The sequence below is a fragment of the Nocardioides sp. YIM 152315 genome (assembly GCF_029210375.1).
In the GTDB taxonomy this organism is placed as follows: Bacteria; Actinomycetota; Actinomycetes; order Propionibacteriales; family Nocardioidaceae; genus Nocardioides.
Genome location: NZ_JARGER010000038.1, coordinates 23294 through 49465, shown reverse-complemented (window position 1 = coordinate 49465; position 26172 = coordinate 23294). Strand labels below are relative to the sequence as shown.

Sequence of the window (26172 nt, the reverse complement as noted above, 5' to 3'; positions counted from 1 at the left end):
CGCTAGGAGCCCCCGGTGCCGCCCCGCTTCTCCTGGCTTGCGCGTTCGGACGCAGAGCGTTCGGCCAGCCCCCACTGGAAGATGTAGCACCCCGGGATGCGTGGCGCGCCGCCGGCGGCGTACCGCCTCTGGAAGTCGCTCGGCGTCTCGCCGACCAGCTCGCGGAAGCGGCTGCTGAACGACCCGAGGCTGGAGAAGCCGACCGCGTGGCAGACCTCGGTGACCGTGAGGTTGGTGGCGCGCAGCAGGTCCTGGGCGCGCTCGACGCGGCGCTCGGTCAGGTACGTCGCGGGCGTGCGACCGTAGGTCGCCTTGAACAGCCGCTGGAAGTGGAACTTGCTCAGACCGGCGATGCCCGCGAGCGTCTCGAGGTCGAGCGGCTCGGTGTAGTGGCGGTCGACGTGGTCGCGGACGCGGCGCAGGTGGACCAGCACGTCGCCGGGTGCGCGCAGGGTCATCGGCTCGCCAGGCGGCGCCGCAGGTCGGCCTCGCGGGCCAGCCGGCGGGCGTCGCGGTCGCGGCGCTCGGCGACGACGGCGGCGAGATAGGCCTCGGGAGGCGTGCCGGACGGCGGGGGTGGCGAGACGTGCCGCCCCACCGCGGTCGCGAGCCGCTCGCCGAGGTCGGCGCGCGCGTGCGGCTCGATCTGGTGGGAGCGTCCGAGGTACTGCCGCACCGCCATCGCCAGGCCGGTCGGCAGTGCCGTCATGTCGGCGCCGGCGGCCCACGCGGCCAGCGCCGGCGGCATCGGGACGGGAGGGGCGAGGGTCAGCCGGACCCGGTCGCGCACGACGTACGTGCCGGCGGCGTAGTCGCCGAGCCGCTTGCCGCGCGGGCTGAGCAACGCGCAGAAGAAGGCGGGGCTGCCGAGGAACGCGTAGATCTCGACGACTCCGACCAGCGCGCGGACGAACGCGTGGTGGAAGGAGATCGGTCCGGCGTCGTCGCGCACGGCGCGCAGCCCCATCGCGAGCTTGCCGAGGGACCTGCCACGAGTCAGGGTCTCGATGGCGGTCGGGAAGACGACCACCGACACGATGATCGCGGCGAGCATCGCCACCGCAGCCAGCGCCTCGTCGGCCTGCAGCGCCGCGATCGTGAGGCCGAGGACCAGCGCCACGAGCAGCGCGGAGGTGGCCACGACGTCGATGAGGCCCGAGGTGATCCGGGCGCCGAGGCTGGCCGGCGGCAGGTCGAGGGCGACCGCCTCGCCGGTGACGAGGTCGTCGGTCGTGAGCGTCGCGAACTCCGGGGCCGGCATCGCTGGAAAGTCTAGGGTGCTCGCATGGACCTCGACGCGTACGTCGCGGCGCACCTCGCGGAGTGGGGCCGGCTCGAGGAGCTCACGCGACGTCGCCGGCTGTCGGGGGCCGAGGCCGACGAGCTCGTCGAGCGCTACCAGCGGGTGGCGACGCACCTGTCGGTCGTGCGCACGTCGGCGCCGGACGCGACGCTGGTCGCCTACCTCTCCTCGCTGCTCTCGCGGGCGCGCAACCGCGCGAGCTGCGCGCGCACGACCACGTGGGGCGGGGTGCGGCGGTTCTTCGTCGATCGCCTCCCCGCCGCCCTCTACCGCCTGCGCTGGTGGTGGATCGGCACGCTGGTGGCGAACGTCGCCGCGACCGGCGTGATGATCGCCTGGCTGCTCGGCCACCCCGACGTGGAGCAGGGCCTGCTGTCGCAGGCGGACGTCGAGCAGCTGGTCAGCCACGACTTCGAGGACTACTACAGCGAGTACGCCGCGAGTCACTTCGCCGCCCAGGTCTGGGTCAACAACGCCTGGGTCTCCGCGCTCTGCATCGCGTTGGGCGTGCTGGGCCTGCCGGTGGTGTGGCTGCTGTTCCAGAACGTCGCCAACCTGGCGATCATCGGCTCGATCATGATCCGCCACGATCACGGAGCCCACTTCTGGGGCCTGATCCTGCCGCACGGCCTGCTCGAGCTCACGGCCGTCTTCGTCGCCGGTGGCGTCGGCCTGCGGCTCTTCTGGTCGTGGGTGGAGCCGGGTGAGCTGACCCGCACGCAGTCGCTCGCCCGGGAGGGCCGGACCGCCGGGACGGTCGCCCTCGGCCTGGTCGCGGTGCTGCTGGTCAGCGGCGTCATCGAGGCGTTCGTGACCCCCTCCGGGCTGCCGACGTGGGCGCGGGTGGGCATCGGCATCCTCGCCGAGGCGGTCTTCTTCGCCTACGTGTTCGTGCTCGGCCGGCAGGCGTTCGTGCGCGGCCACACCGGCGACCTCGACGCCGCGCTGCTCGAGGACCGGGTCGCCACGCAGGTGTAGCGGTTGAGTCCGGACTTTTTGCCGCTCGAGTCGGGAGTTCTGGCCAGTTGAGTCCGGAGGACCGTGGCCGGAAGTCCCGATTCGACTGGCAGAAAGTCCCGATTCGACGTCAGAGGAGGCCGCGGGCCTTGAGCGACAGGTAGTGGTCGGCGAGCACGGGCGGCAGGTCGCCGGCGTCGAGGACGTCGACGCCGAGCGCGCGCAGCAGCCCGGCCGTGTGCCGACGGCGTGCGATCACCTGCTCCGCGGCCGCGGCGTCGTAGACCTGGTCCAGCCCGTCCCGCGTGGTCGCGAGCCGCTCGAGCTCGGGGTCGCGCACCGACGCCAGCACGACCCGGTGACGGCGGGTCAGCGTCGGCAGGACAGGCAGCAGCCCCTCCTCGACGGCCGCCGGCTCCAGCGGCGTCAGCAGTACGACGAGCGCCCGCTGTCGCCCGAACCCGGTGACGGCCCCCGCCAGCCCGTCCCAGTCGGCCTCCGCGATCACGGGCTCGAGATCGGCCATCGCCTCCTGGAGCCGCGCCGCGATGTCGCGGGCGCCCGCGAAGCGCAGGCGGCCGCGCACGCGGCGGTCGCCGGCGACGAAGTCGACCCGGTCACCGGCCCGCGACGCCAGCGAGGCGAGCAGCAGGGCGGCGTCCATCGCCGAGTCGAGACGCGGCACGTCGCCGATCCGGCCGGCCGACGTACGCGACGTGTCGAGCACCAGCACCACGCGCCGATCGCGCTCCGGCTGCCACGTGCGTACGACGACGTTGCGGCTGCGGGCGCTCGCCCGCCAGTCGATCGAGCGGACGTCGTCGCCGCGGACGTACTCGCGCAGCGAGTCGAACTCCGTGCCCTGGCCTCGGACGCGGACCGCGGCGCGGCCGTCGAGGTCGCGCAGTCGGGCGAGTCGGCTCGGGAGGTGCTTGCGGGCCTCGAAGGGCGGCAGCGCCCGGACCGTCCCGTCGACCCGGCGGGTGCCCTGGCGCGACGCGAGGCCGAGCGGGCCGCGCAGCCGCACGGTGACGCCGACGGCGCGCAGGTCGCCGCGTCGTCGGGGGAGGAGGGGCGTCCGGAGCAGCACCCGGTCGCCCGGCGCGAGCGCGAGGCGGTGCCGGTTGTCGCGGGCGCCGGCGGTCGGCTGCCAGGCGTCCCGGGCGACGCCGGTGAGGCGCCGGCGGGTGCCGTTCGTGGCGACGAGCACGCTGGTGGCCGGGTCGCCGAGCCGGAGCGAGCCGATCGGGCGGCGGTCCACCGACAGCGACGTCGGCGCCGGCGCGAGCAGCACGTCGACGCCGACCAGGATCCCGACGGCGAGGACCCACAGCCACGCCGTGCTCGCCTCCGGGCGCAGCAGCACCGCCACCACTCCGAGCAGAAGCAGCAGCGGGACGCGTCCGGTGATCGCCATCGCCGTGGCCGGGCTACCGGGGGACCGGCACCGAGCCGAGGGCGGAGGCGAGCACCTGGGCGACGTCGACGCCCTCGAGCTCGGCCTCGGGCCTGAGCCCCAGCCGGTGCACGAGCGTCGCGTGCGCGAGCGCCTTGACGTCGTCGGGGGTGACGAAGTCGCGGCCGGTCAGCCAGGCCCAGGCCCGCGCCGACTTCAGCAGCGCGGTGGCGCCGCGCGGGCTGACGCCCAGGCTGAGCGACGGTGACTCGCGCGTCGCGCGGGCGATGTCGACGACGTACCCGGCGACCTCCGGGCCGACCTGCACCTGCCCGACGGCCTCGCGTCCGGCGGCGATGTCGGCCGCGCCGGCGACCGGTCGTACGCCGGCCGCGGCGACGTCGCGCGGGTCGAAGCCGCTCGCGTGCCGGCGCAGGATCTCCAGCTCGGCCGCCCGGTCCGGCACCGGCAGCACCACCTTGAGCAGGAAGCGGTCGAGCTGTGCCTCCGGGAGCGGGTAGGTGCCTTCGTACTCGATCGGGTTCTGGGTCGCCGCCACCAGGAACGGCCTCGGCAGCGGGCGCGAGACGCCGTCGACCGACACCTGGCCCTCCTCCATCGCCTCCAGCAGCGCCGACTGGGTCTTCGGCGGTGTCCGGTTGATCTCGTCGGCGAGCAGCAGGTGGGTGAAGAGGGGACCCTCGCGGAACGACAGCTCGCCCTGCCGGCTGTCGATCACCATCGAGCCCGTGATGTCGCCGGGCATCAGGTCCGGGGTGAACTGCACCCGGCGGGTGTCGACCGCGAGCGCCTCGGCCAAGGTGCGCACGAGCAGCGTCTTCGCCACCCCGGGCACCCCCTCCATCAGCACGTGTCCGCCGCACAGCATCGCGACCAGCAGCCCCGAGACGGCGGCGTCCTGGCCGACGACGGCCTTGGCGACCTCGGTGCGTACGGCGCCGAGCCGCTCGCGCGCCTCGTCCCCGCTCACGTGTGTCTTCATGGACGGCGTACCTCTCTGTCGAGCCCGGCCAGCCGGTCGGCCAGCGTGATCAGGTCGTGGTCGGTGGTCGGCGGCACCGCGTGCGGCCCGAGGAGCGCGTCGATCTCGGCTTCGGGGCGCCCGGTGTGGCGCGCGAGATCGCGGACGAGGCCCGCCGGGTCCGGGTGCGATCCCAGGCGGAGCCGGTCGGCGGCACGCACGCGCGCCGCGGCGCGCAGCACCTCGGCGGCGTGTGCCCGGTCGCCCGCCCTGCGATAGAGCCGGCCGCGACTGCGGGTGGTCTCGATGGCCTTGACGGCGACCGGCAGCGGCTCGACCGCGAGCGGCCCGAGCCGGCGGGCCCGCCACAGCAGCAGGGCGAGCGTCGCGACCGCGGCCAGCAGCAGCGCGGGCCGCAGCCAGTCCGGCAGCAGCGACGACAGGCTCACCCCGTCGCCCGCGCGCAGGTCGTCGAGCGACGGCACGTACCAGATGAGGTGCTCGGACCCGCCGAGCAGCCGCAGCGCCAGCGCCGCGTTGTCGGCCCGCAGCACCTGGTCGTTGGTCAGCGCCTCGCCAGCCCCCAGCAGCGCCAGGCCCGGTCGGGGCTCGGCGAGCAGCGCGGCACCGCCGGCCGTCGTGAAGCAGCCCGTTGTCGGATAGCCGAGGGCTCGGTCGACGTCGACGGACAGGTCGGCGTACCTCGCGTCCGCGCAGTCGGCCGCGATCGGGTCCTCGGGCACCACCTCGTTCGGAGCAGGTACGCCGAGCACGTCGGCCAGCCCGGGCTCCGCCTCGACGAGCACGAGCCGGGCGTCGCCGGTATGGTCGAGCAGCCGCTGGCTCGTGCTGCGGCCGAGCCGCGTGGTCGAGGTGACGACGACCGTCGTGCCGGCCCCGACCTCGGTGCGCTCGAGGTCGTCCGCTCCGCGCACCACCTCGACGTCGACGCCCTCGTCGTCGAGCACCTCCGCGACGGCCCGCGCCCCCTCGGGGTCGGCGTTGTCGGGGTCGAGGTAGCCGGCGCGCCGGTCGTCCGAGGCGGTGAGCAGGACGACCGCCACCGCGGCGAGCAGCCCGAGGGCGACCACCAGCGTCGCGCGGTGGCGGCGCAGGCGGCCCCGCGGCTCGCTCGCGATGGTCGCGCTCATCGGTGGGCTCCCGCGAGCGCGTCGTCGACGGCGAGCACGGCGGCGGCCTGGTCGTGGGTGGCCGGGCGGCCGCCGTAGAGAACGGCGTCGAACACCTCGGCGCTGCCCGCGACCTCGTGGCGCAGGTCGGGGTGCGCCGCCGCCAGCGCGACCGCCACCTCGCGTGCCGTGGCCCCGGGCCGGTCCTCGAGCCACCCACGCTCGATCTGGCGGACGGTCAGGGCACGGAAGCCGTCGACCGCCGCCGCGGCCGCCCGGCCCTCGGCGAGGGCGCGCTCGGCGGCCGCGCGCAGCTCGGCGGCGCTCGCCGTGCGGTCACCGACCACGGGCCCGGGCCCACCTGCCACCCGCGGCGTACGCCGGGCGCGCGAGACCAGCCACGCGAGCGCGAGCCCGAGCAGCAGGAACGCCACGATCGCGAGGAACGTCGAGAGCGGCGGGGCGTCGGCCGCGGCGTCGATCGTGCCGCCGATCATCCGGTCGAGCCAGTCCAGGAGCTGCTCGATCGGGTTGTGCTCGTGGTAGTCCGGGTGGAGGAGCTCGCGGCCGAGCAGCGACCGCGCCTCCTCCCCGGACGGGTCGAGCGGCGGCTCCGCCAACGCCGGCACGAGGCTCACGGGGCGGTGATCCCCGCCTGGGTCATCAGCTCGACGTCGTACGCCTCCTTGCGGATCCGCTGGTCGAGGTACTGCAGGGAGGTCACCGCGGCGGTGAACGGCGCGACGAAGGCGGTCGAGACGACGGTGCCGAGCGCGTTGGCCAGCATCAGCAGCAGGAACGCGACGCCGGCGTCGTCGACGACGAGGCCGAGCACGGAGCCGAGGATGCCGAACGGCACGGTCAGGACCTGCGCGGCGACCGAGGTGACGACGAGCGTGAGCAGCGCGATGCCGAACGTGCGCCAGAACTGCCGCCGGGTCAGCGCGACCGCGCGACCGAGGCCGGCGAGGACACGGGTCCGCTCGACCATCAGCGCCGGCACGGCGAGGTAGGTGAGCCGGATCCACAGCCAGGCCGCCAGCGCGATGCCCACCGGCGCCGTCAGCACGAACCACACGGCAGGCAGCACCCACGAGCTGGTGCTCATGATGACCACGACCGAGGCGACGACGTACGCCGCGAGGAGGACGAGCCAGATCAGCGCGATCAGCAGGGTGAGCCCGACCAGCCGCCAGCGGCAGCCGCGGGTGGCCGCCCACGCCTCACCGAGGGTCAGCCGCCGGCCGATCGCGGCGGCCGCGGTGACGTGGGCGATCATCCCGGTCACGAAGATGAGGCCCACGTACTGCAGGACCGCTCCGGTCCCGAGGGCGGCGAGCGCGGTCAGCCCGCCGACCGCGTCGGCCGTGTCCTCGGACATCTCGGCGGAGAGGTCGACGGTCAGGGTGAGCGCCGCGGTCGCCAGGAGCGGGATCGCCATCGCGACGGCGGCCACCAGCACCGCGGAGCCGACGGTCGCGCGTGGGTTGAACCGGATGATCCGGAACGCCGCGTCGTAGACGTCGCCGAGCCCGAGCGGTCGCAGCGGCATCGCACCGGGCTTGTGGGCGGCGCCGAGCATCCCGGGTGCCCAACCCGGCGGCGCGGGCGGCCCGGCGGTCGGCGACGGCCGCCATCCGGGCGGCGGGGGCCGGCCCGACGGGTCGTGTCCGGGCGGCGGGTACCACTGGCTGCCCGACATGGGCACATCCTGTCAGCCCGACTGCGGAGAGGCCGGGTGGCTGGGCAACACGCAGGCCGCGTCGAGGCCGAGGACGTGGTTGAGGCGTCCGAACGCCAGCCACGAGCCCAGGCACATCGAGAGCTCGACGATCTCGCGGTCGGCGTAGCACGCCTTCATCCGCGCCCAGAACCCGTCGTCGAGGCCGTGGTGGTCGAGGGCGTACCGCTCGGCGTACTCCGCGGCGAGTCGGGTGCGCTCGTCGAAGGCCGACGTCGAGCGCCAGTCGGTGACGGCGTCGGCGAAGGTGTCCTCGACCCGTACGCCGTCGCGCTCGGTGCGCCAGTCCTGGCAGAAGAGACAGCCGTTGATCTGCGCGATCCGCAGCCTGGCCGCCTCGAACTCGCGGAGCCCGAGCGTGGTGTGCTCGTAGACGCTGGTGGCGAAGCGGGAGGCTGCGGTCCCGATGCCGGGCACCATCTCTCCCCAGACGTAGAGGATCGGGTCCTTGTCGTCGGGCAGGTCGACGATCACGAGGTGCTCCTTCCGGGGAGGCGTCCGCTCGCGGGGGCGAGGGGTACGTCGAGCCCGTCGTACAGACCGGGCGGGGCCGCGGTCAACCAGGGGATCGCGTTGACCAGACGGTTCGCGGCGGTCGCGTTGCCGCCGGCGGCGCGGTTGCCGCCCTCGTCGGTGGCCTCGACGCTCACCTCGATGCGCGGGCGCCCCTCGATGACGACCCGGTGGGCGCCCGCGCCACCGTCGGGCGGGATCGGCCAGTCCGGGGCGCAGCCGGGGTCGATCCGGGTGACGTGCTCGACGACGACGCGGGGGACCCCGTCGACGATGCCCTGGACCTCGAAACGCAGCGCGCCCTGGCTGCCCGCCTCGAACAGCCCCATCGCGTTGGTCGTGTCGGCGTCGAGGGGGCGCCGCTCGAGCGTCTCCCGGATCTCGTCGAGGTCGACGCCGAGCGCCCGCGCGATCATCCGGACCTGGCCGCCCCACACCATGGTCGGCACACCGGCCGCCACCATCGGCGGCTCGTAGTCCATCGGCTGCCCCATGCCGACGAGGAAGCGCACCGAGTCGGGCTGGTCGTAGGTGGTGTAGTCGAAGATCTCCTGGCAGCGCACCTCGTCGACGGTGCCGGCCATGGCGCTCACCAGCACCGGCAGCACGTCGTTGCCCCAGCCCGGGTCGACCCCGCTGGCGAAGAGCGCGCTCGACCCCTCCTCGGCGGCGGCCCGCAGCGGGCCGGTCAGCTCCGCCGGGGCATGGCGCGGATCGTAGAGCGCGTAGAGCGCCGGGGTGACGACGACCGCCCCCGAGCGCAGGGAGCGGGCGACGTCGGCGAGGGCGGCGTCGGGCCGGACGTCGCCGGACGCCATGTAGGCGACTGCGCCGCCCGCGCCGAGCGTGGCCAGCGCGGCGTCCACGTCGGAGGTGGCCGGCACGCCGAGCGTGCGGTCGAGCCCGGCCAGCTCCCCGGCGTCGCGGCCGCGCTTCGCGCGGGAGGCGACGACGACGCCGGACAGCACCAGCCCCGGGTGGGCGTCGACGGCGCGGATCGCCGCGCGACCCATGTTCCCCGTCCCCCACACCACGACCGGTACGCTCGTCGCAGCGCCGGAGGCGCCGGGTCCGGCCCCGAAGTGGAACGTGTTCTCGCCGGCCATGATGAGAACCTAGCGGAGTCTCCCCGCGCGATTTTGACTGTCGTGGGATCTCTGCCAAGATAGTCCGGTTGCTTCGGCGGGTTGCCGGGGTGCACCGCACATCTTGACTTCTGAATCGCGTCTCCTGGAGAGCCTCGGTGGTCGGCGTGTGCGGCAGCACCGAACCTGGAGACCCGATCTGCTCGACGAACCGTCGGGCGTCACCAACAGCGAGAGCGAGACCCCGGTCTCGTGTTGCGTCCCAACTGCGCGACACGCCCGACCGCGGGGGTCGGAGCTGGAGCGGTGGGAAGCACGGGCGGGGCCGACTCAAGCCGGAGGACGCCCCGGGACACGCACGCGGTTACAGAACGAGTGAGGACGAGAGAGACCTATGGCGGGACAGAAGATCCGCATCAGGCTCAAGGCCTATGACCACGAGGTGATCGACACCTCGGCGCGCAAGATCGTGGACACGGTCACCCGCACGGGTGCCAAGGTCGCCGGCCCGGTGCCGCTGCCGACCGAGAAGAACGTGTACTGCGTCATCCGCTCGCCCCACAAGTACAAGGACTCCCGCGAGCACTTCGAGATGCGCACCCACAAGCGCCTCATCGACATCATCGACCCCACGCCGAAGACCGTCGACTCGCTCATGCGGCTCGACCTTCCCGCCGGCGTCGACATCGAGATCAAGCTCTGAGGTCGAGGACATGAGTACTTTCGAACGCAACGTGAAGGGCCTGCTGGGCACCAAGCTCGGCATGACCCAGGTCTGGGACGAGAACAACCGCGTCGTCCCCGTGACCGTGATCGACGCCGGTGCGAACGTCGTCACCCTGGTCCGCACGCCCGACAGCGACGGCTACAACGCCATCCAGGTCGGCTACGGCGAGATCGACGGCCGCAAGGTGACCAAGCCGATGGCCGGACAGTTCACGAAGGCCGGCACCACCCCGCGTCGCCACCTCGTCGAGATCCGCACCGCCCTCGCCGCCGAGTTCACGGTCGGCCAGGAACTGCCCGTCGACACCTTCGCCGCGGGCGACGACATCGACGTGACCGGCACCAGCAAGGGCAAGGGCTTCGCGGGCACGATGAAGCGCCACGGCTTCGCGGGCGTCTCCGCCTCGCACGGTGCGCACCGCAACCACCGCAAGCCGGGCTCCATCGGCGCGTGCGCCACCCCGGGTCGCGTGTTCAAGGGTGTGCGGATGGCGGGCCGGATGGGCTCCGACACGGTCACCACCCAGAACGTCACCGTCCACGCCGTCGACGTGGAGAAGGGCCTGATCCTCCTCAAGGGCGCCGTCCCCGGCCCCAAGGGCGGTCTCGTGGTCCTCCGCTCGGCCGCCAAGCAGTCCGTCACTTCCGGCAAGGAGGTCTGAGCATGGCTACCACGAAGAAGGCTGCGGCCGCGAAGGTCGCCAAGGTCGACCTTCCCGCCGAGATCTTCGACGTCGAGGTCAACGTCCCCCTGATCCACCAGGTCGTCGTCGCCCAGCAGGCCGCTGCGCGCCAGGGCACCCACGCCACCAAGACCCGCGGCGAGGTCCGCGGCGGTGGCCGGAAGCCCTACAAGCAGAAGGGCACCGGCCGCGCCCGCCAGGGCTCGACCCGCGCCCCGCAGTTCGCCGGCGGTGGCACCGTGCACGGCCCGCAGCCGCGCAAGTACGACCAGCGCACCCCCAAGAAGATGAAGGCCGCCGCGCTCCGTGGCGCCCTCTCCGACCGGGCGCGCAACGACCGGATCCACGTCGTCGAGTCGCTGATCAGCGCCGAGACCCCGTCGACCAAGGCCGCGCTGGCCGCGCTGGCGAGCGTCTCCGACCGCGGCAACTTCCTCGTCGTGCTCGAGCGCACCGACTCCGTCACCTGGCTCTCGCTGCGCAACGCGCCGCAGGTGCACATCGTGGCGGTCGACCAGCTCAACACCTACGACGTGCTCGCCTCGGACGACATCGTCTTCACGCAGGGGTCCTACGACGCCTTCGTGAACGCGGCCCAGGGCAAGAACGTCGCCGCTGAGGAGGCTGCCAAGTGAGCACCCTGCACAAGGACCACCGCGACATCCTGCTCGCGCCGGTCGTGTCCGAGAAGAGCTACGGCCTCCTCGACGCGAACAAGTACACCTTCCTGGTGCACCCCGACGCGAACAAGACCGAGATCAAGATCGCGGTCGAGAAGGTGTTCAACGTCAAGGTGACCTCGGTCAACACGATCAACCGTCCCGGCAAGACGCGTCGTACGCGCAACGGCCTGGGCAAGCGCAAGGACACCAAGCGCGCGATCGTCAGCCTGGCCGAGGGCCACCGGATCGACATCTTCGGAGGCCCGGTCTCCTGACCGGCGTCGGACTAGAGGACTGAAGACACATGGCAATCCGCAAGTACAAGCCGACCACCCCGGGCCGTCGTGGCTCGTCGGTCGCTGACTTCGTCGAGATCACCCGGACCACGCCGGAGAAGTCGCTGACGCGTCCGCTGCCCAAGAAGGGCGGCCGCAACAACCAGGGTCGGATCACCACCCGGCACCAGGGCGGCGGCCACAAGCGCGCCTACCGCATCGTCGACTTCCGTCGCTACGACAAGGACGGCGTGCCGGCCAAGGTCGCTCACATCGAGTACGACCCCAACCGCACCGCGCGCATCGCGCTGCTGCACTACGTCGACGGCGAGAAGCGCTACATCATCGCGCCGAGGGACCTGGCGCAGGGCACCCGCGTGGAGTCCGGTCCGAACGCCGACATCAAGCCCGGCAACAACCTGCCGCTGCGCAACATCCCGGTCGGTACCACCATCCACTGCGTGGAGCTGCGTCCGGGCGGTGGCGCGAAGATCGCCCGCTCGGCCGGCAACTCCGCCCAGCTCGTCGCTCGCGAGGGAAGTCGCGCGACGCTGCGCATGCCGTCCGGCGAGATGCGCTTCGTCGACGTGCGCTGCCGCGCCACCGTCGGCGAGGTCGGCAACGCCGAGCAGTCGAACATCAACTGGGGCAAGGCCGGCCGCATGCGGTGGAAGGGCAAGCGCCCGACCGTCCGTGGTGTCGTCATGAACCCGGTCGACCACCCGCACGGTGGTGGTGAGGGCAAGACCTCCGGTGGTCGTCACCCGGTCTCGCCCTGGGGCAAGCCCGAGGGTCGCACGCGCAAGCGCAAGGCCTCCGACTCCCAGATCATCCGCCGTCGCAAGTCCGGCAAGGGTAGGAAGTAACCAAAGATGCCTCGCAGCCTGAAGAAGGGTCCCTTCGTCGACGACCACCTGCAGAAGAAGGTGGACGCGGAGAACGAGAAGGGCAGCCACAACGTCATCAAGACCTGGTCGCGCCGCTCGATGATCGTCCCGGACATGATCGGTCACACGATCGCGGTCCACGACGGTCGCAAGCACGTGCCGGTCTTCGTGACCGACGCGATGGTCGGCCACAAGCTCGGGGAGTTCGCTCCCACCCGCACCTACCGCGGGCACGTCAAGGAAGACCGGAAGGGGCGCCGTCGATGAGCGCAGGAGACCGCCAGCGCGTCAGCGCGCGCCGCGAGTCGCTGCTCGGCGACCAGCCGGGTGCGTTCGCCAGCGCCCGCTACACGCGGATCACCCCGATGAAGGCCCGCCGTGTCGTCGACATGGTGCGCGGTCTGCCCGTCGAGGAGGCCTCGGCCCTGCTGCAGTTCGCGCCGCAGGCCGCCTCCGAGACCGTCCTGAAGGTGCTGGAGAGCGCCGTCGCGAACGCCGAGACCACCGAGGGCCTCGACGCGAACGACCTGGTCGTCTCCGTCGCCCAGGTCGACGAGGGTCCGACCATGAAGCGTTGGCGTCCGCGTGCGCAGGGTCGTGCGACCCGGATCAACAAGCGCACCAGCCACATCACGCTGGTCGTCCAGCCGGCCGACGTGGTGGAGAAGAAGGCGACCGCCAAGAAGAGGAAGAGTGCCTGATGGGCCAGAAGATCAACCCGAACGGTTTCCGTCTGGGCATCTCGACGGACCACAAGAGCCGTTGGTACGCCGACAAGCTCTACAAGTCGTACGTCGGCGAGGACGTCGCCATCCGCAAGCTGCTCTCCAAGGGCATGGAGCGGGCCGGCATCGCCAAGGTCGAGATCGAGCGCACCCGTGACCGCGTCCGCGTGGACATCCACACGGCGCGCCCGGGCATCGTCATCGGCCGCCGCGGCGCCGAGGCCGACCGCATCCGCGGCGAGCTCGAGAAGCTCACCGGCAAGCAGGTCCAGCTGAACATCCTCGAGGTCAAGAACCCCGAGATCGACGCGCAGCTGGTCGCCCAGGGCGTCGCCGAGCAGCTTTCGGGCCGGGTGCAGTTCCGTCGCGCGATGCGCAAGGCGATGCAGACCTCGATGCGCTCCGGTGCCAAGGGCATCCGGATCCAGTGCTCCGGCCGCCTCAACGGCGCCGAGATGTCGCGCACCGAGTTCTACCGCGAGGGCCGCGTGCCGCTGCACACCCTCCGCGCCGACATCGACTACGGGTTCTACGAGGCCCGCACGACCTTCGGCCGCATCGGCGTGAAGGTCTGGATCTACAAGGGCGAGGTCGCCGGCACCCGTGCCGAGCGCCAGGCCCAGGCCGCCGCCCGTGCGGGCGTGCCCGGTCGCAGCGGTCGTCCGTCCCGTGGTGGCGACCGTCCGACCCGGGGCTCGCGCGGTGACCGTCCGTCGCGTGCGGACCGTGGCGCCGACGCCCCCGCCGCGACCGAGGCTCCGGCCGGTGGCGACACCGCGCAGGCCACCGCTCCGGCCGAGACCCAGGAGGGCTGACCCATGCTGATGCCCCGTCGTGTCAAGCACCGCAAGCAGCACCACCCGAAGCGGACCGGTGCGGCCAAGGGCGGCACCCGGCTCGCCTTCGGCGACTTCGGCATCCAGGCGGTCGAGGGTCACTACGTGACCAACCGCCAGATCGAGTCGGCCCGTATCGCGATGACCCGCCACATCAAGCGTGGCGGCAAGGTCTGGATCAACATCTACCCCGACCGCCCGCTCACCAAGAAGCCGGCCGAGACCCGCATGGGCTCCGGCAAGGGCTCGCCCGAGTGGTGGGTCGCCAACGTGAAGCCGGGCCGTGTCATGTTCGAACTCTCCGGCGTGGACGAGGGAACCGCTCGCGAGGCCATGCGCCGCGCGATGCACAAGCTCCCGATGAAGTGCCGCTTCGTCTCCCGTGAGGCAGGTGAATTCTGATGGCGACCAAGGCTCACGAGCTCGACGAGCTGAACGCCGTGGACCTCGAGTCGAAGCTGCGCGAGGCCAAGGAGGAGCTCTTCAACCTCCGCTTCCAGGCGGCCACCGGCCAGCTGGAGAGCCACGGCCGGCTCCGCACGGTCAAGAAGGACATCGCCCGGATCTACACCGTGGTGCGCGAGCGCGAGCTCGGCATCCGGCCGACCCCGGGCCAAGACACCGATGAGCAGCACAGCAACGAGGATGGTGACGCCTGATGAGCGAGCAGGCTCAGGCGAGCGCTGGTGAGCGGAACGCCCGGAAGGTCCGCGAGGGCCTGGTCGTCAGCGACAAGATGGACAAGACCGTGGTCGTGTCCGTCGAGGACCGCGTCAAGCACGCGCTCTACGGCAAGGTCTTGCGCCGCACGAGCAAGCTGAAGGCGCACGACGAGAAGAACGAGTGCGGCATCGGCGACCGGGTGCTCCTGATGGAGACCCGCCCGCTGTCGGCCACGAAGCGCTGGCGCGTGGTCGAGATCCTCGAGCGCGCCAAGTAGTTCCCCGATTTCGGCCCAGTTCGGCCAGGCTCACCGCCGCGTGCGGCGTGAGAACCGGCACGACAACCAGGAGAAGAAATGATTCAGCAGGAGTCGCGACTCAAGGTCGCCGACAACACCGGTGCGAAGGAGATCCTCTGCATCCGTGTTCTCGGTGGCTCGGGTCGCCGCTACGCCGGCATCGGCGACGTCATCGTCGCCACCGTGAAGGACGCGATCCCCGGTGGCAACGTGAAGAAGGGTGACGTCGTCAAGGCTGTCGTCGTGCGCACCGTCAAGGAGCGTCGTCGTCCCGACGGCTCGTACATCCGCTTCGACGAGAACGCCGCCGTCATCCTCAAGGCGGACGGCGAGCCGCGAGGCACCCGCATTTTCGGCCCCGTGGGCCGCGAGCTGCGCGAGAAGAAGTTCATGAAGATCATCTCGCTCGCGCCGGAGGTGCTCTGACTCATGGGCAAGAACAGCGTGAACATCAAGAAGGGCGACACCGTCAAGGTGATCGCCGGCAAGGACAAGGGTGCCGAGGGCAAGGTCATCCAGGTGCTCCGCGAGGAGCAGCGGGTGATCGTCGAGGGCGTCAACCGCGTCAAGCGGCACACCAAGGTCGTCAACCAGGGCGGCCGCGCCGGCACCACCGGCGGCATCATCACCACCGAGGCCCCGATCCACGTCTCCAACGTCATGCTCGTCGAGGGCGACGGCGTGACCCGGGTCGGCTTCCGGCGCGACGAGGTCACCAAGCGCCGCCCCGACGGCTCGACCTACCAGGCCGAGCGCAGCGTCCGCATCTCGCGCAAGACCGGCAAGGAAATCTGATGACCGAGACCACCACGACTGCGTCCGCCGCGGTCGCCCCGCGTCTGAAGACCCGCTACCGCGAGGAGATCCTCCCCGCGCTCAAGTCGGAGTTCGAGATCGCCAACGTCATGCAGGTGCCCGGCCTGACCAAGATCGTGGTCAACATGGGCGTCGGCGAGGCGGCACGCGACTCGAAGCTGATCGAGGGTGCGGTCCGCGACCTCACCGCGATCACCGGCCAGAAGCCGCTGGTCACCAAGGCCCGCAAGTCCATCGCACAGTTCAAGCTGCGTGAGGGCATGCCGATCGGTGCGCACACCACGCTGCGCGGCGACCGGATGTGGGAGTTCCTGGACCGTCTGCTGTCGCTGGCGCTGCCCCGGATCCGTGACTTCCGCGGTCTGAACCCGAACCAGTTCGACGGTCGCGGCAACTACACCTTCGGTCTCACCGAGCAGGTCATGTTCCACGAGATCGACCAGGACCGGATCGACCGGTCCCGCGGCATGGACATCACGATCGTCACGACCGCCACCAACGACGAGCAGGGCCGCGCGCTGCTCAAGCAGCTCGGGTTCCCGTTCAAGGAGGGCAACTGACATGGCGAAGACCGCTCTGAAGGTCAAGGCCGCTCGCAAGCCGAAGTTCGCGGTGCGGGGCTACACCCGCTGCCAGCGCTGCGGGCGTCCGAAGGCCGTCTACCGCAAGTTCGGCCTCTGCCGCATCTGCCTGCGGGAGATGGCGCACCGCGGCGAGCTGCCCGGCGTCACCAAGTCCTCCTGGTAACCACCTCAACACGTTGAAGGTCGTCTCGGCCGCCGGAGAACCGGGCGCAGCGGGCGAAACCACGACGAGAAAGAACTTCCATCATGACGATGACTGACCCGATCGCAGACATGCTCACCCGTCTGCGCAACGCCAACCAGGCGTACCACGACGCGGTGTCGATGCCCTACAGCAAGCTGAAGGCCGGCGTCGCGGAGATCCTCCGACAGGAGGGCTACATCACGTCGTACGACGTGCAGGAGCCGGCCGAGGGCGAGGTCGGCAAGACGCTGACCATCACCCTCAAGTACGGCCGCAACCGGGAGCGCTCGATCGCGGGCGTCCGCCGGATCAGCAAGCCCGGCCTCCGGGTCTACGCCAAGCACACGGGTCTCCCGAAGGTGCTCGGCGGCCTGGGCGTCGCGATCATCTCGACGAGCCAGGGTCTGCTGACCGACCGCCAGGCCAACCAGAAGGGCGTGGGTGGGGAAGTCCTCGCCTACGTCTGGTGACGACGAGTACTGCGAAGGAGTAGAAGAGCATGTCGCGCATTGGCAAGCTTCCGATCGCGGTCCCGTCGGGGGTCGACGTCGCGATCGACGGCCCCGTGGTGACGGTGAAGGGCCCGAAGGGCACCCTCTCGCACACGGTGGCGACCCCGATCACGATCGAGAAGACCGACGGCGTCCTCGACGTCCGGCGACCCGACGACGAGCGTGAGAGCAAGGCCCTGCACGGCCTGACGCGCACGCTGGTCAACAACATGGTCGTCGGCGTGACCGAGGGCTACGAGAAGAAGCTCGAGATCGTGGGCGTCGGCTACCGCGTCCTGTCCAAGGGCCCGACCCAGCTGGAGTTCCAGCTCGGGTACTCGCACCCGATCACGTTCAACGCCCCCGAGGGCATCACCTTCACCGTCGACGGCCCGACCAAGCTCGGTGTCCAGGGCATCGACAAGCAGCTCGTCGGCGAGGTTGCCGCCAACATCCGCAAGCTGCGCAAGCCGGAGCCCTACAAGGGCAAGGGCGTTCGCTACGCGGGTGAGCACATCCGCCGCAAGGTCGGAAAGGCTGGTAAGTGACCATGGCGATCTCGCTGTCGAACAACAAGCACACCGCAGCGCGCACGAAGTCGCGCCTGCGCCGCCAGGTCCGCGGTCGCAAGAAGGTCCACGGCACCGCCGAGCGTCCGCGCCTGGTGGTCACCCGCTCGTCGAAGCACATCACCGTCCAGGTCGTCGACGACCTGGTGGGCAAGACCCTCGCGTCGGCGTCCACCATGGAGGCGGACCTGCGCGGCTTCGAGGGCGACAAGACCGCGAAGGCCAAGAAGGTCGGCGAGCTCGTCGCCGAGCGGGCCAAGTCGGCCGGCGTCTCCGACGTCGTGTTCGACCGTGCCGGTAACAAGTACCACGGCCGCGTCGCGGCCCTGGCCGATGGCGCCCGCAGCGGCGGCCTGACCTTCTGATCGCGAAGACCTGAGAGAGAAGAGGAACAGTCTCATGAGCGGAGCCCAGCGCGGACAGCGCGGTGGCGAGCGCCGGGGCGGACGGGACGACCGTCGCGGCCAGGGCGCTGACAAGACCGCCTACATCGAGCGCGTCGTCGCGATCAACCGTGTCGCCAAGGTCGTGAAGGGTGGTCGTCGCTTCAGCTTCACCGCCCTCGTGGTCGTCGGCGACGGCGACGGTCTGGTCGGTGTCGGCTACGGCAAGGCCAAGGAGGTCCCGGCCGCGATCGCCAAGGGTGTCGAGGAGGCGAAGAAGCACTTCTTCCGCGTTCCCCGTATCCAGGGCACGATCCCGCACCCGGTCCAGGGCGAGAAGGCGGCCGGTGTCGTCCTCCTGCGTCCGGCCGCGCCCGGTACCGGCGTGATCGCCGGTGGTCCGGTGCGTGCGGTGCTGGAGTGCGCCGGCATCCACGACGTGCTGAGCAAGTCGCTCGGCTCGTCGAACCAGATCAACATCGTGCACGCGACGGTCGAGGCGCTCCGGATGCTGGAGCAGCCCGAGGCCGTGGCCGCCCGTCGCGGCCTGCCGGTCGAGCAGGTGACGCCGGCGGCGCTGCTGAAGGCTCGGGTCGAGGTCCCCGCGGGGGTCTCCGAGGAGGTGTCCTCCTGATGGCCCAGCTGAAGGTCCAGCAGAAGAAGTCCACGATCGGCTGCAAGGCCAACCAGCGCGAGACGCTGCGCACGCTCGGTCTCAAGCGGATCGGCGACGTGGTCGTCAAGGAGGACCGTCCGGAGATCCGCGGCATGGTCCACACCGTCCGTCACCTCGTGACGGTCGAGGAGGTCGACTGACATGACGCTCAAGCTGCACCACCTGCGTCCTGCCCCCGGCGCGAAGACCGCCAAGACCCGCGTGGGTCGCGGTGAGGGCTCCAAGGGCAAGACCGCGGGCCGCGGTACCAAGGGCACCAAGGCTCGCTACCAGGTCCCGGCCTCCTTCGAGGGTGGCCAGATGCCGATCCACATGCGGCTGCCGAAGCTCAAGGGCTTCAAGAACCCGTTCAAGGTGGAGTTCCAGGTCGTCAACCTCGACCGCATCAACGCGCTCTTCCCCGAGGGTGGCGCCATCGGGGTCGACGACCTCGTGGCCAAGGGTGCCGTCCGCGACGGCCACCCGGTCAAGGTCCTCGGCCAGGGCCAGCTGTCCGTGGCCGTCCAGGTGAGCGCCCAGGCGTTCTCCGCCTCGGCCAAGGAGAAGATCGAGGCCGCCGGCGGCACCGCGACGGTCCTGTGACTCCGGCTTGACCGCCACCAGCGTTCCGGGCGCGGTGATCCTGTCGTACGACAGGATCACCGCCCCCCCCCCCCCCCCCCCCCCCCCCCCCCCGACGCGCATCCAGCCTGCACCCGCCGATTTCCGCGCGCTGCGCGTCGCCGCGAGTCGGCGGATCCAGGCTCTGGCCCGTCCTGGTCGCCTGTTAGGCTTCCCCGGGTCCTTGCGAGGCGATCGCAGGGGCCGCTTCACGCTTGGAGAAAGAGGATCCCGTGCTGAGCGCGTTCGCGAACGCTTTCCGGACCCCGGACCTGCGGCGCAAGCTGCTGTTCGTCCTGCTGATCATCGCGATCTTCCGGCTCGGGTCCCAGATCCCGACTCCCGGGGTCGACGTCGCCAACGTCCGCGCCTGCGTGGACATCGCGCAGGAAGGTGACAGCGCCGGGCTCTACAACCTGGTGAACCTGTTCTCCGGCGGAGCGCTGCTCCAGCTGACGATCTTCGCGCTCGGCATCATGCCGTACATCACCGCGAGCATCATCCTGCAGCTCCTCGTGGTCGTCATCCCGCGTCTCGAGGCCCTCAAGAAGGAGGGCCAGTCCGGCCAGACCAAGATCACCCAGTACACCCGGTACCTGACGCTGGGCCTCGCGGTCCTCCAGGCGACCGGCATCGTGGCGCTGGCCCGCTCCGGCAACCTGCTCCAGGGCTGCGACCCCGAGACGTTCCCGCTGCTGCACGACGACGGCACCGCGACGTTCCTCGTCATGGTCGTCACGATGACCGCCGGCACCGCGATCATCATGTGGCTCGGCGAGCTGATCACCGAGCGCGGCGTCGGCAACGGCATGTCGCTGCTGATCTTCACCCAGATCATCTCGGGCTTCCCGGCGTCGCTGTGGGCCGTCCAGCAGTCCAAGGGCTGGTGGGTCTTCGGCGTCGTGATGGTCATCGGGCTGGTCGTCGTCGCCGCCGTCATCTTCGTCGAGCAGGCGCAGCGCCGGATCCCGGTGCAGTACGCCCGCCGCATGGTCGGCCGCAAGATGTTCGGCGGCAGCTCGACGTACATCCCCCTCAAGGTCAACCAGGCCGGCGTCATCCCGGTCATCTTCGCCTCGTCGCTGCTGTACCTCCCGGCGATGGTCGTGCAGTTCAACCAGACCTCCGACTCGGCGGTCCTGGACTGGATCAACGCCCACCTGGTGCGCGGGGACCACCCGATCTACATGATCGTGTTCTTCCTGCTCATCATGTTCTTCACCTACTTCTACGTCTCGATCACCTTCAACCCGCAGGAGGTCGCAGACAACATGAAGAAGTACGGCGGCTTCATCCCCGGGATCCGGGCGGGCAAGCCGACCGAGGAGTACCTCTCCTACGTCCTGTCCCGCATCACGCTGCCCGGTTCTCTCTACCTGGGCCTGGTCGCCCTCATCCCGCTCATCGCGTTCGCGCTGATCGAGGCCAACCAGAACTTCCCGTTCGGCGGCACCAGCATCCTGATCATGGTCGGTGTCGGCCTGGACACGGTGAAGCAGATCGAGAGCCAGCTCCAGCAGCGCAACTACGAAGGGTTCCTGCGGTAACTCAACATGCGTCTGATCATCATGGGCCCCCCTGGCGCCGGGAAGGGCACGCAGGCTCGCTTCATCGCCGAGCACTTCAAGATCCCCGCCATCTCGACCGGGGACATCTTCCGCGCCAACGTCTCGGAGGGCACCGAGCTCGGCCTCGAGGCCAAGCGCTACATGGACGCCGGTGAGTACGTCCCCGACGAAGTCACCAACCTGATGGTCCGCAACCGGATCGACGAGCCCGACGCCGTCTCCGGGTTCCTGCTCGACGGCTACCCGCGCACGCTCGCGCAGGTCGAGGAGCTCGACGGGATGATCCGGTTCACCGGGCACCGGCTCGACGCCGTCGTCTGCCTCACCGTCGACCAGGACGAGATCGTCGACCGCCTGCTGCAGCGCGCCCAGGTCGAGGGTCGCGCCGACGACACCGAGGACGTCGTCCGGCGCCGCCAGGAGGTCTACCTCGAGCAGACCGCCCCCCTGATCGAGGTCTACAAGAAGCGCGGCATCGTCCACGAGATCGACGGCCTCGGTGAGGTCGCCGACGTCACCCAGCGCATTTTCTCCGCTCTCGACGTCATCCCCGAGTCCTGAACCGTCATGGCGCACGCTGCCGGCGTTGTCGTCGCTCGACGGCCCGCTCCGCTTGAAGGCCGCCTTCGCTCCTCCGCCTGGGCATCGCACGCCCTGACGGTCCAGGAGCGCTGATGGGGCTCCTCGACCGCGGCGTCGAGATCAAGTCGCCGGAGCAGATCGACGGCATGCGGAAGGCCGGCATCGTGGTCGGCCGCACCCTCGAGCTGCTGCGCGGCCACGCGCGCGCGGGCATCTCAACCGCCGAGCTCGACGGCATCGCCGAGGACAGCATCCGATCGGCCGGCGCGACCCCGTCGTTCCTCGGCTACCACGGCTTCCCGGCCTCGATCTGCACGTCGGTCAACGACGAGGTCGTCCACGGCATCCCGGGCGACCGGGTGCTCGCCGACGGTGACGTGGTCTCGATCGACTGCGGCGCGATCGTCGAAGGCTGGCACGGCGACGCGGCGATCACCGTGCCGGTCGGCGAGGTGGCCGCCGAGCTGACGAACCTGATGCGGATCACCGAGGAGGCGATGTGGCGGGGCATCGCCGCAGCCCACCTCGGGGGCCGCGTCACCGACATCTCGCACGCCGTCGAGCGCCACGTCCGCTCGCAGGGACGCTACGGCATCGTCGAGGACTACACCGGGCACGGCATCGGCTCCGCGATGCACCAGCCGCCCAACGTCCCCAACTACGGGCGTCCCGGCAAGGGGCCCCGGCTGGTCGAGGGCTTGGCGCTCGCGGTCGAGCCGATGATCACCGGCGGGACCAAGGAGACCGACGTCCTCGAGGACGACTGGACCGTGGTCACGACCGACGGCAGCCGCGCCGCGCACTTCGAGCACACCTTCACCCTCACGTCCACCGGCACCTGGGTGCTCACCGCGCCGGACGGAGGCGAGGCGGCACTCACCGCGCTCGGTGTCCCGTTCGGCGGCCGCTGAGCGGGGTACTGCATCCGGTGTGACAGGATGGCCCCGCAGTGGGGAGTATCCCGTCGCTGCGGGTTCGTCAGCACGAGACGGGGACGTCTCCGGGCCCGCAGGCCGTCGTACGGCGGTGGGAGAGACCTCTGACGGTTTCTCGTCCCTACATTGCAGGAGAGTTCGTTGGAGATCACGACCCTCGAGTGGGCCATCACCATCATCGCGACCTGCGCGGTGCTCTTGTTCGACGTCGTCGTCATCGCGCGCAACCCGCACGAGCCGTCGTTCCGCGAGTGCGCGGTCGCGCTGAGCATCTACATCGGCGCCGCGGTCGCCTTCGGCGCCTGGATCTGGATCTCCCACGGGCACGACCTCGGCATCCAGTTCTACACCGGCTGGCTGACCGAGTACTCGCTCTCGATCGACAACCTCTTCGTCTTCATCATCCTGATGGCCGCACTCCGCGTCCCGCGCGAGTACCAGCAGGAAGCCCTGATGGTCGGCATCATCCTCGCGCTGGTCTTCCGCGGCGTCTTCATCGCGCTCGGCTACCAGCTGATCAACAACTTCAGCTGGGTCTTCTACATCTTCGGCGCATTCCTGGTCTACACCGCCTACGGCCTGATCAAGAGCTACCGCACCCACGAGGACGAGCACCCGGAGGAGAACCGCATCGTCCGGTTCGCCCAGACCCACCTCAACGTCGGCGACGAGTACCACGGCCTCAAGCTCTGGTACCGCAAGAACGGCACCCGCCTGGTCTCCCCGATGCTGATCGTGATCATCGCGCTCGGGACCACGGACCTGCTCTTCGCGCTCGACTCGATCCCGGCCATCTTCGGCATCACGCAGGAGCCCTACCTGGTCTTCACCGCCAACGTGTTCGCCCTGATGGGCCTGCGACAGCTCTACTTCCTGCTCGGCGGACTGCTCAAGAAGCTCGTCTACCTCTCGCTCGGCCTCGCGTTCATCCTCGCCTTCATCGGCGTCAAGCTCGTGCTGCACGCCCTCCACGAGAACGAGCTGTCCTTCATCAACGGCGGCGAGCACGTCGACGTCCCGGACATCTCCTCGCTGTTCAGCCTGGCCGTGATCATCGTGGCGCTGGTCGTCACCGGCGTGGCCAGCATCCTCGCGGCGCGCAAAATGTCGCCGCAGGAGATCGACGAGCGCACGAGCAACCTCGAGACGCCGGAGACGGGCGCCTCGGAATAGGCGACACCGCCGGACGGGTTCTGTGGAGGTGAACCAGCGTCATCCCGTCCTGTCGGTCCTCGACCTGGTGCCGGTGCGCACCGACCAGGCGACGGCGGACGCCGTGGCCGCCTCGCTCTCCCTAGCGCGGGTCGCCGACCGCCTCGGCTACGAGCGCTACTGGCTCGCCGAGCACCACAACATGCCGGCCGTCGCGGCCACCAACCCGCCGGTGCTGATGGCCCTGGTCGCCGGCGCGACCGAGCGGATCCGGGTCGGTTCAGGCGGGGTGATGCTCCCCAACCACGCGCCCCTCGTCGTGGCCGAGCAGTTCGCGCTGCTCGAGGCCGCGTACCCGGGTCGCATCGACCTCGGCATCGGCCGGGCGCCGGGCAGCGACCCGGTGACGTCGTACGCCCTGCGCCACGGCGCCGGGGGAGTCAGCGACGAGGCGGTCACCCGGTTCCCGGAGTACGTCGACAACGTCCTGGCGATGATGGAGCCGGACGGCGTCGGCCTGGGCATCCAGGGCCGCACCTATCCGCTGAAGGCGACGCCGGTGGCGCGCGGCGTGCCGACGATCTGGCTGCTCGGCTCCTCGGACTACTCGGCACGGCTGGCGGCCGAGAAGGGCATGCCCTACGTCTTCGCGCACCACTTCTCCGGCAGCGGTACCGCCGAGGCCCTCGCTCTCTACCGCGACGGCTTCCGGCCGTCGCCGGAGCTCGCGGAGCCCCGCACGTTCCTGACGGTCAACGCCGTCGTCGCCGACACCGACGAGGAGGCGCGGCGACTGGCGTTGCCCCAGCTCCAGGCGATGCTGACCCTGCGCACCGGCGGCGAGCTCGCGCCGCAGCGGCTCGTCGAGGAGGCCGAGAAGGTCGAGCTGCCCCAGCCGCACGTCGACCTCATCGACGCGATGGCGCGGCGGTGGGTGATCGGCTCCGTGGAGACCGCGCGGGCGCGGATCGAGGAGCTGGCCGCGACGTACGACGTGGACGAGGTGATGGTCCACCCGGTCGCCGGGGCCCACACCGGCACCGAGCCCGGGAGCAGTCCGGCCCGCGAGGAGACCCTCCGCCTCCTCAGTTCGTGTTTCGAGCCGGTTTCCTACTAGACTGGCGTGTCGGCCCAACGTGGGTCTGCTTTGTGGTGCCTCGCGGCTGCCCGAATCACCTGAGTGGATCGCTCTCCGAGCGCGTCGCTCCTGTGCGCGGGATGAGGTGCTCGAGCGGCCGCACGAGGTCCACCGTCGCGCTGAGCTCACAGTTCAGGGGCGGAGGTTCCCGGGCCACCCGGATCCGGCTCGCCGGGCCCGGTGCACGACACGGTAGACAACCGACCAACAGATTGTGGAGGACATGCCGAAGAAAGAAGGCGTGATCGAGATCGAGGGCACCGTCGTGGAGGCCCTGCCGAATGCCATGTTCCGCGTCGAGCTGAGCAACGGGCACAAGGTTCTCGCCCACATCAGCGGCAAGATGCGCCAGCACTACATCCGGATCCTCCCCGAGGACCGCGTGGTGGTGGAGCTCTCGCCGTACGACCTCACCCGAGGTCGGATCGTCTACCGGTACAAGTGAGCGATCCGCTCATCCAGCCGATACCGGAAAGGGCCTGACAGTGAAGGTCAAGCCGAGCGTCAAGCCGATCTGCGACAAGTGCAAGGTGATCCGTCGCCACGGCCGCGTCATGGTCATCTGCGAGAACCCGCGCCACAAGCAGCGCCAGGGCTGAGTCCCTGCTCGTAGAGCAACACAACTCAACATCTACAACGTGATCGCTTAGCCCGTCAGGGCGAACCACCTCCGGAGCAGCAGGCCGGAGCCCGGACAGCTAGAGGCGCCGGGGTGCGACACGACCGAAACCGCTGCGAACGAACAGAAGGACAAGCCACATGGCACGCCTCGTTGGTGTGGACCTCCCGCGCGACAAGCGCATCGAGGTCGCACTCACCTATATCTACGGCATCGGCCGTACCCGCGCCCAGCAGCTCCTGGCCGCCACCGGGGTCAACCCCGACCTGCGCGTCCACCAGCTGGGTGACGAGGAGCTGGTCAAGCTCCGTGACGAGATCGAAGCCAACTTCAAGATCGAGGGTGACCTCCGTCGCGAGGTCCAGGCCGACATCCGTCGCAAGATCGAGATCGGCAGCTACCAGGGTCGCCGTCACCGCCAGGGCCTCCCGGTCCGCGGTCAGCGCACCAAGACCAACGCCCGCACCCGCAAGGGTCCGAAGCGCACGGTTGCCGGCAAGAAGAAGGCGAAGTGATCCAGCGCTGACGCGCTGATCCTCGTCACACACGAGCTTCCAGACCAGAAACCTCAGGAGTTACTGCATGCCTCCCAAGAGCCGCAGCGCGGCCGGCGCCAAGAAGGTGCGCCGCAAGGAGAAGAAGAACGTCGCCGTGGGCGAGGCCCACATCAAGAGCACGTTCAACAACACGATCGTCACGATCACCGACCCGACCGGTGCGGTGATCTCGTGGGCCTCGGCCGGCACCGTCGGCTTCAAGGGTTCCCGCAAGTCCACCCCGTTCGCCGCGCAGATGGCCGCCGAGGCGGCCGGTCGCCGGGCGATGGAGCACGGCATGAAGAAGATCGACGTCTTCGTGAAGGGCCCGGGCTCGGGCCGCGAGACGGCGATCCGTTCCCTGGGTGCGATCGGCCTCGAGGTCGGCACCATCCAGGACGTCACGCCCACGCCCCACAACGGCTGCCGCCCGCCCAAGCGCCGCCGCGTCTGACCGCGCGACCGAGAACAGGAGAC

Annotated in this window: 40 protein-coding genes; 31 read left to right on the top strand and 9 right to left on the bottom strand. The window is 70.5% G+C overall.

Going from position 1 to position 26172, the window contains the following annotated elements:
- Positions 1-2: 2 nt before the first annotated feature.
- Both PZ894_RS14625 and PZ894_RS14620 read right to left on the bottom strand, forming a co-directional pair.
- Positions 3-458 (bottom strand): AraC family transcriptional regulator, encoded by a 456-nt coding sequence (locus tag PZ894_RS14625; RefSeq protein ID WP_275745875.1) that lies wholly within the window; start codon positions 456-458, stop codon positions 3-5.
- The gene (locus PZ894_RS14620) at positions 455-1261 is read right to left on the bottom strand and encodes an RDD family protein (protein WP_275745874.1); all 807 of its coding nucleotides are present in this window, start codon (positions 1259-1261) and stop codon (positions 455-457) included. Before PZ894_RS14620 ends, PZ894_RS14625 begins: the two co-directional genes overlap by 4 nt.
- Before the next feature lie 24 nt (positions 1262-1285).
- Between PZ894_RS14620 and PZ894_RS14615 the strand changes: the two genes are divergently transcribed.
- On the top strand, positions 1286-2281 hold the full coding sequence (locus PZ894_RS14615) for a stage II sporulation protein M (RefSeq protein ID WP_275745873.1): 996 nt from the start codon (positions 1286-1288) through the stop codon (positions 2279-2281).
- A gap of 109 nt (positions 2282-2390) precedes the next feature.
- Here PZ894_RS14615 and PZ894_RS14610 read toward each other — a convergent pair whose 3' ends face one another.
- Genes PZ894_RS14610 through PZ894_RS14580 form a run of 7 tightly spaced genes read right to left on the bottom strand, consistent with a single transcriptional unit; the run spans position 2391 to position 9128 of the window.
- Positions 2391-3677, bottom strand: a complete 1287-nt coding sequence (locus PZ894_RS14610; RefSeq protein ID WP_275745871.1) for a DUF58 domain-containing protein — start codon at positions 3675-3677, stop codon at positions 2391-2393.
- 13 nt (positions 3678-3690) lie between these two features.
- A complete protein-coding gene (locus PZ894_RS14605) occupies positions 3691-4659 on the bottom strand; it encodes a MoxR family ATPase (protein ID WP_275745870.1) in 969 nt (322 codons plus the stop codon).
- The gene (locus PZ894_RS14600) at positions 4656-5789 is read right to left on the bottom strand and encodes a DUF4350 domain-containing protein (protein WP_275745869.1); all 1134 of its coding nucleotides are present in this window, start codon (positions 5787-5789) and stop codon (positions 4656-4658) included. The genes PZ894_RS14605 and PZ894_RS14600 overlap by 4 nt, the downstream gene beginning before the upstream one ends.
- The gene (locus PZ894_RS14595) at positions 5786-6406 is read right to left on the bottom strand and encodes a DUF4129 domain-containing protein (protein ID WP_275745868.1); all 621 of its coding nucleotides are present in this window, start codon (positions 6404-6406) and stop codon (positions 5786-5788) included. The genes PZ894_RS14600 and PZ894_RS14595 overlap by 4 nt, the downstream gene beginning before the upstream one ends.
- Positions 6403-7470: a hypothetical protein gene (locus tag PZ894_RS14590; RefSeq protein WP_275745867.1), complete on the bottom strand. Its 1068-nt coding sequence runs from the start codon at positions 7468-7470 to the stop codon at positions 6403-6405. The genes PZ894_RS14595 and PZ894_RS14590 overlap by 4 nt, the downstream gene beginning before the upstream one ends.
- Before the next feature lie 12 nt (positions 7471-7482).
- On the bottom strand, positions 7483-7983 hold the full coding sequence (locus PZ894_RS14585; protein ID WP_275745865.1) for a carboxymuconolactone decarboxylase family protein: 501 nt from the start codon (positions 7981-7983) through the stop codon (positions 7483-7485).
- Positions 7980-9128: a dihydrodipicolinate reductase gene (locus tag PZ894_RS14580; RefSeq protein WP_275745863.1), complete on the bottom strand. Its 1149-nt coding sequence runs from the start codon at positions 9126-9128 to the stop codon at positions 7980-7982. Before PZ894_RS14580 ends, PZ894_RS14585 begins: the two co-directional genes overlap by 4 nt.
- Positions 9129-9501: 373 nt before the next feature.
- Between PZ894_RS14580 and rpsJ the strand changes: the two genes are divergently transcribed.
- From rpsJ to rpsK, 30 genes are all read left to right on the top strand, one after another.
- A complete protein-coding gene (rpsJ, locus tag PZ894_RS14575; protein ID WP_008360994.1) occupies positions 9502-9810 on the top strand; it encodes a 30S ribosomal protein S10 in 309 nt (102 codons plus the stop codon).
- A 10-nt stretch (positions 9811-9820) separates the two neighbouring features.
- Positions 9821-10495 carry a 50S ribosomal protein L3 gene (gene rplC, locus PZ894_RS14570; RefSeq protein ID WP_275745855.1) on the top strand — a complete coding sequence of 225 codons (675 nt, stop codon included), beginning with the start codon at positions 9821-9823 and terminating at the stop codon, positions 10493-10495.
- Positions 10496-10497: 2 nt separating this feature from the next.
- Positions 10498-11151 carry a 50S ribosomal protein L4 gene (gene rplD, locus PZ894_RS14565; RefSeq protein ID WP_275745853.1) on the top strand — a complete coding sequence of 218 codons (654 nt, stop codon included), beginning with the start codon at positions 10498-10500 and terminating at the stop codon, positions 11149-11151.
- Positions 11148-11453, top strand: coding sequence for a 50S ribosomal protein L23 (rplW, locus tag PZ894_RS14560; RefSeq protein ID WP_275745851.1), 306 nt, complete (start codon positions 11148-11150; stop codon positions 11451-11453). The genes rplD and rplW overlap by 4 nt, the downstream gene beginning before the upstream one ends.
- A 29-nt stretch (positions 11454-11482) precedes the next feature.
- On the top strand, positions 11483-12319 hold the full coding sequence (gene rplB / locus PZ894_RS14555) for a 50S ribosomal protein L2 (protein WP_275745849.1): 837 nt from the start codon (positions 11483-11485) through the stop codon (positions 12317-12319).
- Positions 12320-12325: 6 nt separating this feature from the next.
- The gene (gene rpsS / locus PZ894_RS14550) at positions 12326-12607 is read left to right on the top strand and encodes a 30S ribosomal protein S19 (RefSeq protein WP_028636408.1); all 282 of its coding nucleotides are present in this window, start codon (positions 12326-12328) and stop codon (positions 12605-12607) included.
- A complete protein-coding gene (rplV, locus tag PZ894_RS14545; RefSeq protein ID WP_275745848.1) occupies positions 12604-13041 on the top strand; it encodes a 50S ribosomal protein L22 in 438 nt (145 codons plus the stop codon). Before rpsS ends, rplV begins: the two co-directional genes overlap by 4 nt.
- A complete protein-coding gene (gene rpsC, locus PZ894_RS14540) occupies positions 13041-13880 on the top strand; it encodes a 30S ribosomal protein S3 (RefSeq protein WP_275745847.1) in 840 nt (279 codons plus the stop codon). The genes rplV and rpsC overlap by 1 nt, the downstream gene beginning before the upstream one ends.
- A gap of 3 nt (positions 13881-13883) precedes the next feature.
- The gene (gene rplP / locus PZ894_RS14535; protein WP_183591871.1) at positions 13884-14303 is read left to right on the top strand and encodes a 50S ribosomal protein L16; all 420 of its coding nucleotides are present in this window, start codon (positions 13884-13886) and stop codon (positions 14301-14303) included.
- A complete protein-coding gene (rpmC, locus tag PZ894_RS14530) occupies positions 14297-14560 on the top strand; it encodes a 50S ribosomal protein L29 (protein ID WP_345799159.1) in 264 nt (87 codons plus the stop codon). The genes rplP and rpmC overlap by 7 nt, the downstream gene beginning before the upstream one ends.
- The gene (rpsQ, locus tag PZ894_RS14525; RefSeq protein WP_275745844.1) at positions 14560-14841 is read left to right on the top strand and encodes a 30S ribosomal protein S17; all 282 of its coding nucleotides are present in this window, start codon (positions 14560-14562) and stop codon (positions 14839-14841) included. Before rpmC ends, rpsQ begins: the two co-directional genes overlap by 1 nt.
- Before the next feature lie 78 nt (positions 14842-14919).
- Positions 14920-15288 carry a 50S ribosomal protein L14 gene (rplN, locus tag PZ894_RS14520; protein ID WP_205473917.1) on the top strand — a complete coding sequence of 123 codons (369 nt, stop codon included), beginning with the start codon at positions 14920-14922 and terminating at the stop codon, positions 15286-15288.
- A 3-nt stretch (positions 15289-15291) separates the two neighbouring features.
- Entirely contained in the window at positions 15292-15657 is a 366-nt protein-coding gene (rplX, locus tag PZ894_RS14515) for a 50S ribosomal protein L24 (RefSeq protein WP_275745841.1), read from the top strand.
- Positions 15657-16238, top strand: a complete 582-nt coding sequence (rplE, locus tag PZ894_RS14510) for a 50S ribosomal protein L5 (RefSeq protein ID WP_275745840.1) — start codon at positions 15657-15659, stop codon at positions 16236-16238. Before rplX ends, rplE begins: the two co-directional genes overlap by 1 nt.
- A 1-nt stretch (position 16239) precedes the next feature.
- Positions 16240-16425, top strand: a complete 186-nt coding sequence (locus tag PZ894_RS14505; RefSeq protein ID WP_011757321.1) for a type Z 30S ribosomal protein S14 — start codon at positions 16240-16242, stop codon at positions 16423-16425.
- A gap of 83 nt (positions 16426-16508) precedes the next feature.
- Complete coding sequence (gene rpsH, locus PZ894_RS14500; RefSeq protein ID WP_275745839.1) at positions 16509-16916, top strand: 30S ribosomal protein S8; 408 nt, start codon at positions 16509-16511, stop codon at positions 16914-16916.
- A 29-nt stretch (positions 16917-16945) separates the two neighbouring features.
- A complete protein-coding gene (gene rplF / locus PZ894_RS14495; RefSeq protein ID WP_275745838.1) occupies positions 16946-17485 on the top strand; it encodes a 50S ribosomal protein L6 in 540 nt (179 codons plus the stop codon).
- Between the two features lie 2 nt (positions 17486-17487).
- Complete coding sequence (rplR, locus tag PZ894_RS14490; protein WP_275745837.1) at positions 17488-17871, top strand: 50S ribosomal protein L18; 384 nt, start codon at positions 17488-17490, stop codon at positions 17869-17871.
- Positions 17872-17905: 34 nt separating this feature from the next.
- Entirely contained in the window at positions 17906-18523 is a 618-nt protein-coding gene (gene rpsE, locus PZ894_RS14485; protein ID WP_275745835.1) for a 30S ribosomal protein S5, read from the top strand.
- Entirely contained in the window at positions 18523-18705 is a 183-nt protein-coding gene (gene rpmD / locus PZ894_RS14480; protein ID WP_165228353.1) for a 50S ribosomal protein L30, read from the top strand. Before rpsE ends, rpmD begins: the two co-directional genes overlap by 1 nt.
- A gap of 1 nt (position 18706) precedes the next feature.
- A complete protein-coding gene (gene rplO / locus PZ894_RS14475; protein ID WP_275745832.1) occupies positions 18707-19147 on the top strand; it encodes a 50S ribosomal protein L15 in 441 nt (146 codons plus the stop codon).
- A 251-nt stretch (positions 19148-19398) separates the two neighbouring features.
- Positions 19399-20712, top strand: a complete 1314-nt coding sequence (gene secY / locus PZ894_RS14470) for a preprotein translocase subunit SecY (protein ID WP_275745831.1) — start codon at positions 19399-19401, stop codon at positions 20710-20712.
- A 6-nt stretch (positions 20713-20718) separates the two neighbouring features.
- Positions 20719-21294: an adenylate kinase gene (locus PZ894_RS14465; RefSeq protein ID WP_275745830.1), complete on the top strand. Its 576-nt coding sequence runs from the start codon at positions 20719-20721 to the stop codon at positions 21292-21294.
- 113 nt (positions 21295-21407) lie between these two features.
- Entirely contained in the window at positions 21408-22226 is an 819-nt protein-coding gene (gene map / locus PZ894_RS14460) for a type I methionyl aminopeptidase (RefSeq protein WP_275745828.1), read from the top strand.
- Between the two features lie 165 nt (positions 22227-22391).
- Complete coding sequence (locus PZ894_RS14455) at positions 22392-23423, top strand: TerC family protein (RefSeq protein WP_275745826.1); 1032 nt, start codon at positions 22392-22394, stop codon at positions 23421-23423.
- A gap of 28 nt (positions 23424-23451) precedes the next feature.
- Positions 23452-24519, top strand: coding sequence for an LLM class flavin-dependent oxidoreductase (locus tag PZ894_RS14450; RefSeq protein WP_275745824.1), 1068 nt, complete (start codon positions 23452-23454; stop codon positions 24517-24519).
- A gap of 244 nt (positions 24520-24763) precedes the next feature.
- Complete coding sequence (infA, locus tag PZ894_RS14445) at positions 24764-24985, top strand: translation initiation factor IF-1 (protein WP_011757309.1); 222 nt, start codon at positions 24764-24766, stop codon at positions 24983-24985.
- A 40-nt stretch (positions 24986-25025) separates the two neighbouring features.
- Positions 25026-25139: a 50S ribosomal protein L36 gene (gene rpmJ / locus PZ894_RS14440; RefSeq protein WP_011757308.1), complete on the top strand. Its 114-nt coding sequence runs from the start codon at positions 25026-25028 to the stop codon at positions 25137-25139.
- A 160-nt stretch (positions 25140-25299) separates the two neighbouring features.
- On the top strand, positions 25300-25674 hold the full coding sequence (rpsM, locus tag PZ894_RS14435) for a 30S ribosomal protein S13 (RefSeq protein WP_157341721.1): 375 nt from the start codon (positions 25300-25302) through the stop codon (positions 25672-25674).
- Positions 25675-25741: 67 nt separating this feature from the next.
- A complete protein-coding gene (gene rpsK / locus PZ894_RS14430) occupies positions 25742-26149 on the top strand; it encodes a 30S ribosomal protein S11 (RefSeq protein WP_157341719.1) in 408 nt (135 codons plus the stop codon).
- The last annotated feature ends 23 nt before the right edge of the window (positions 26150-26172 follow it).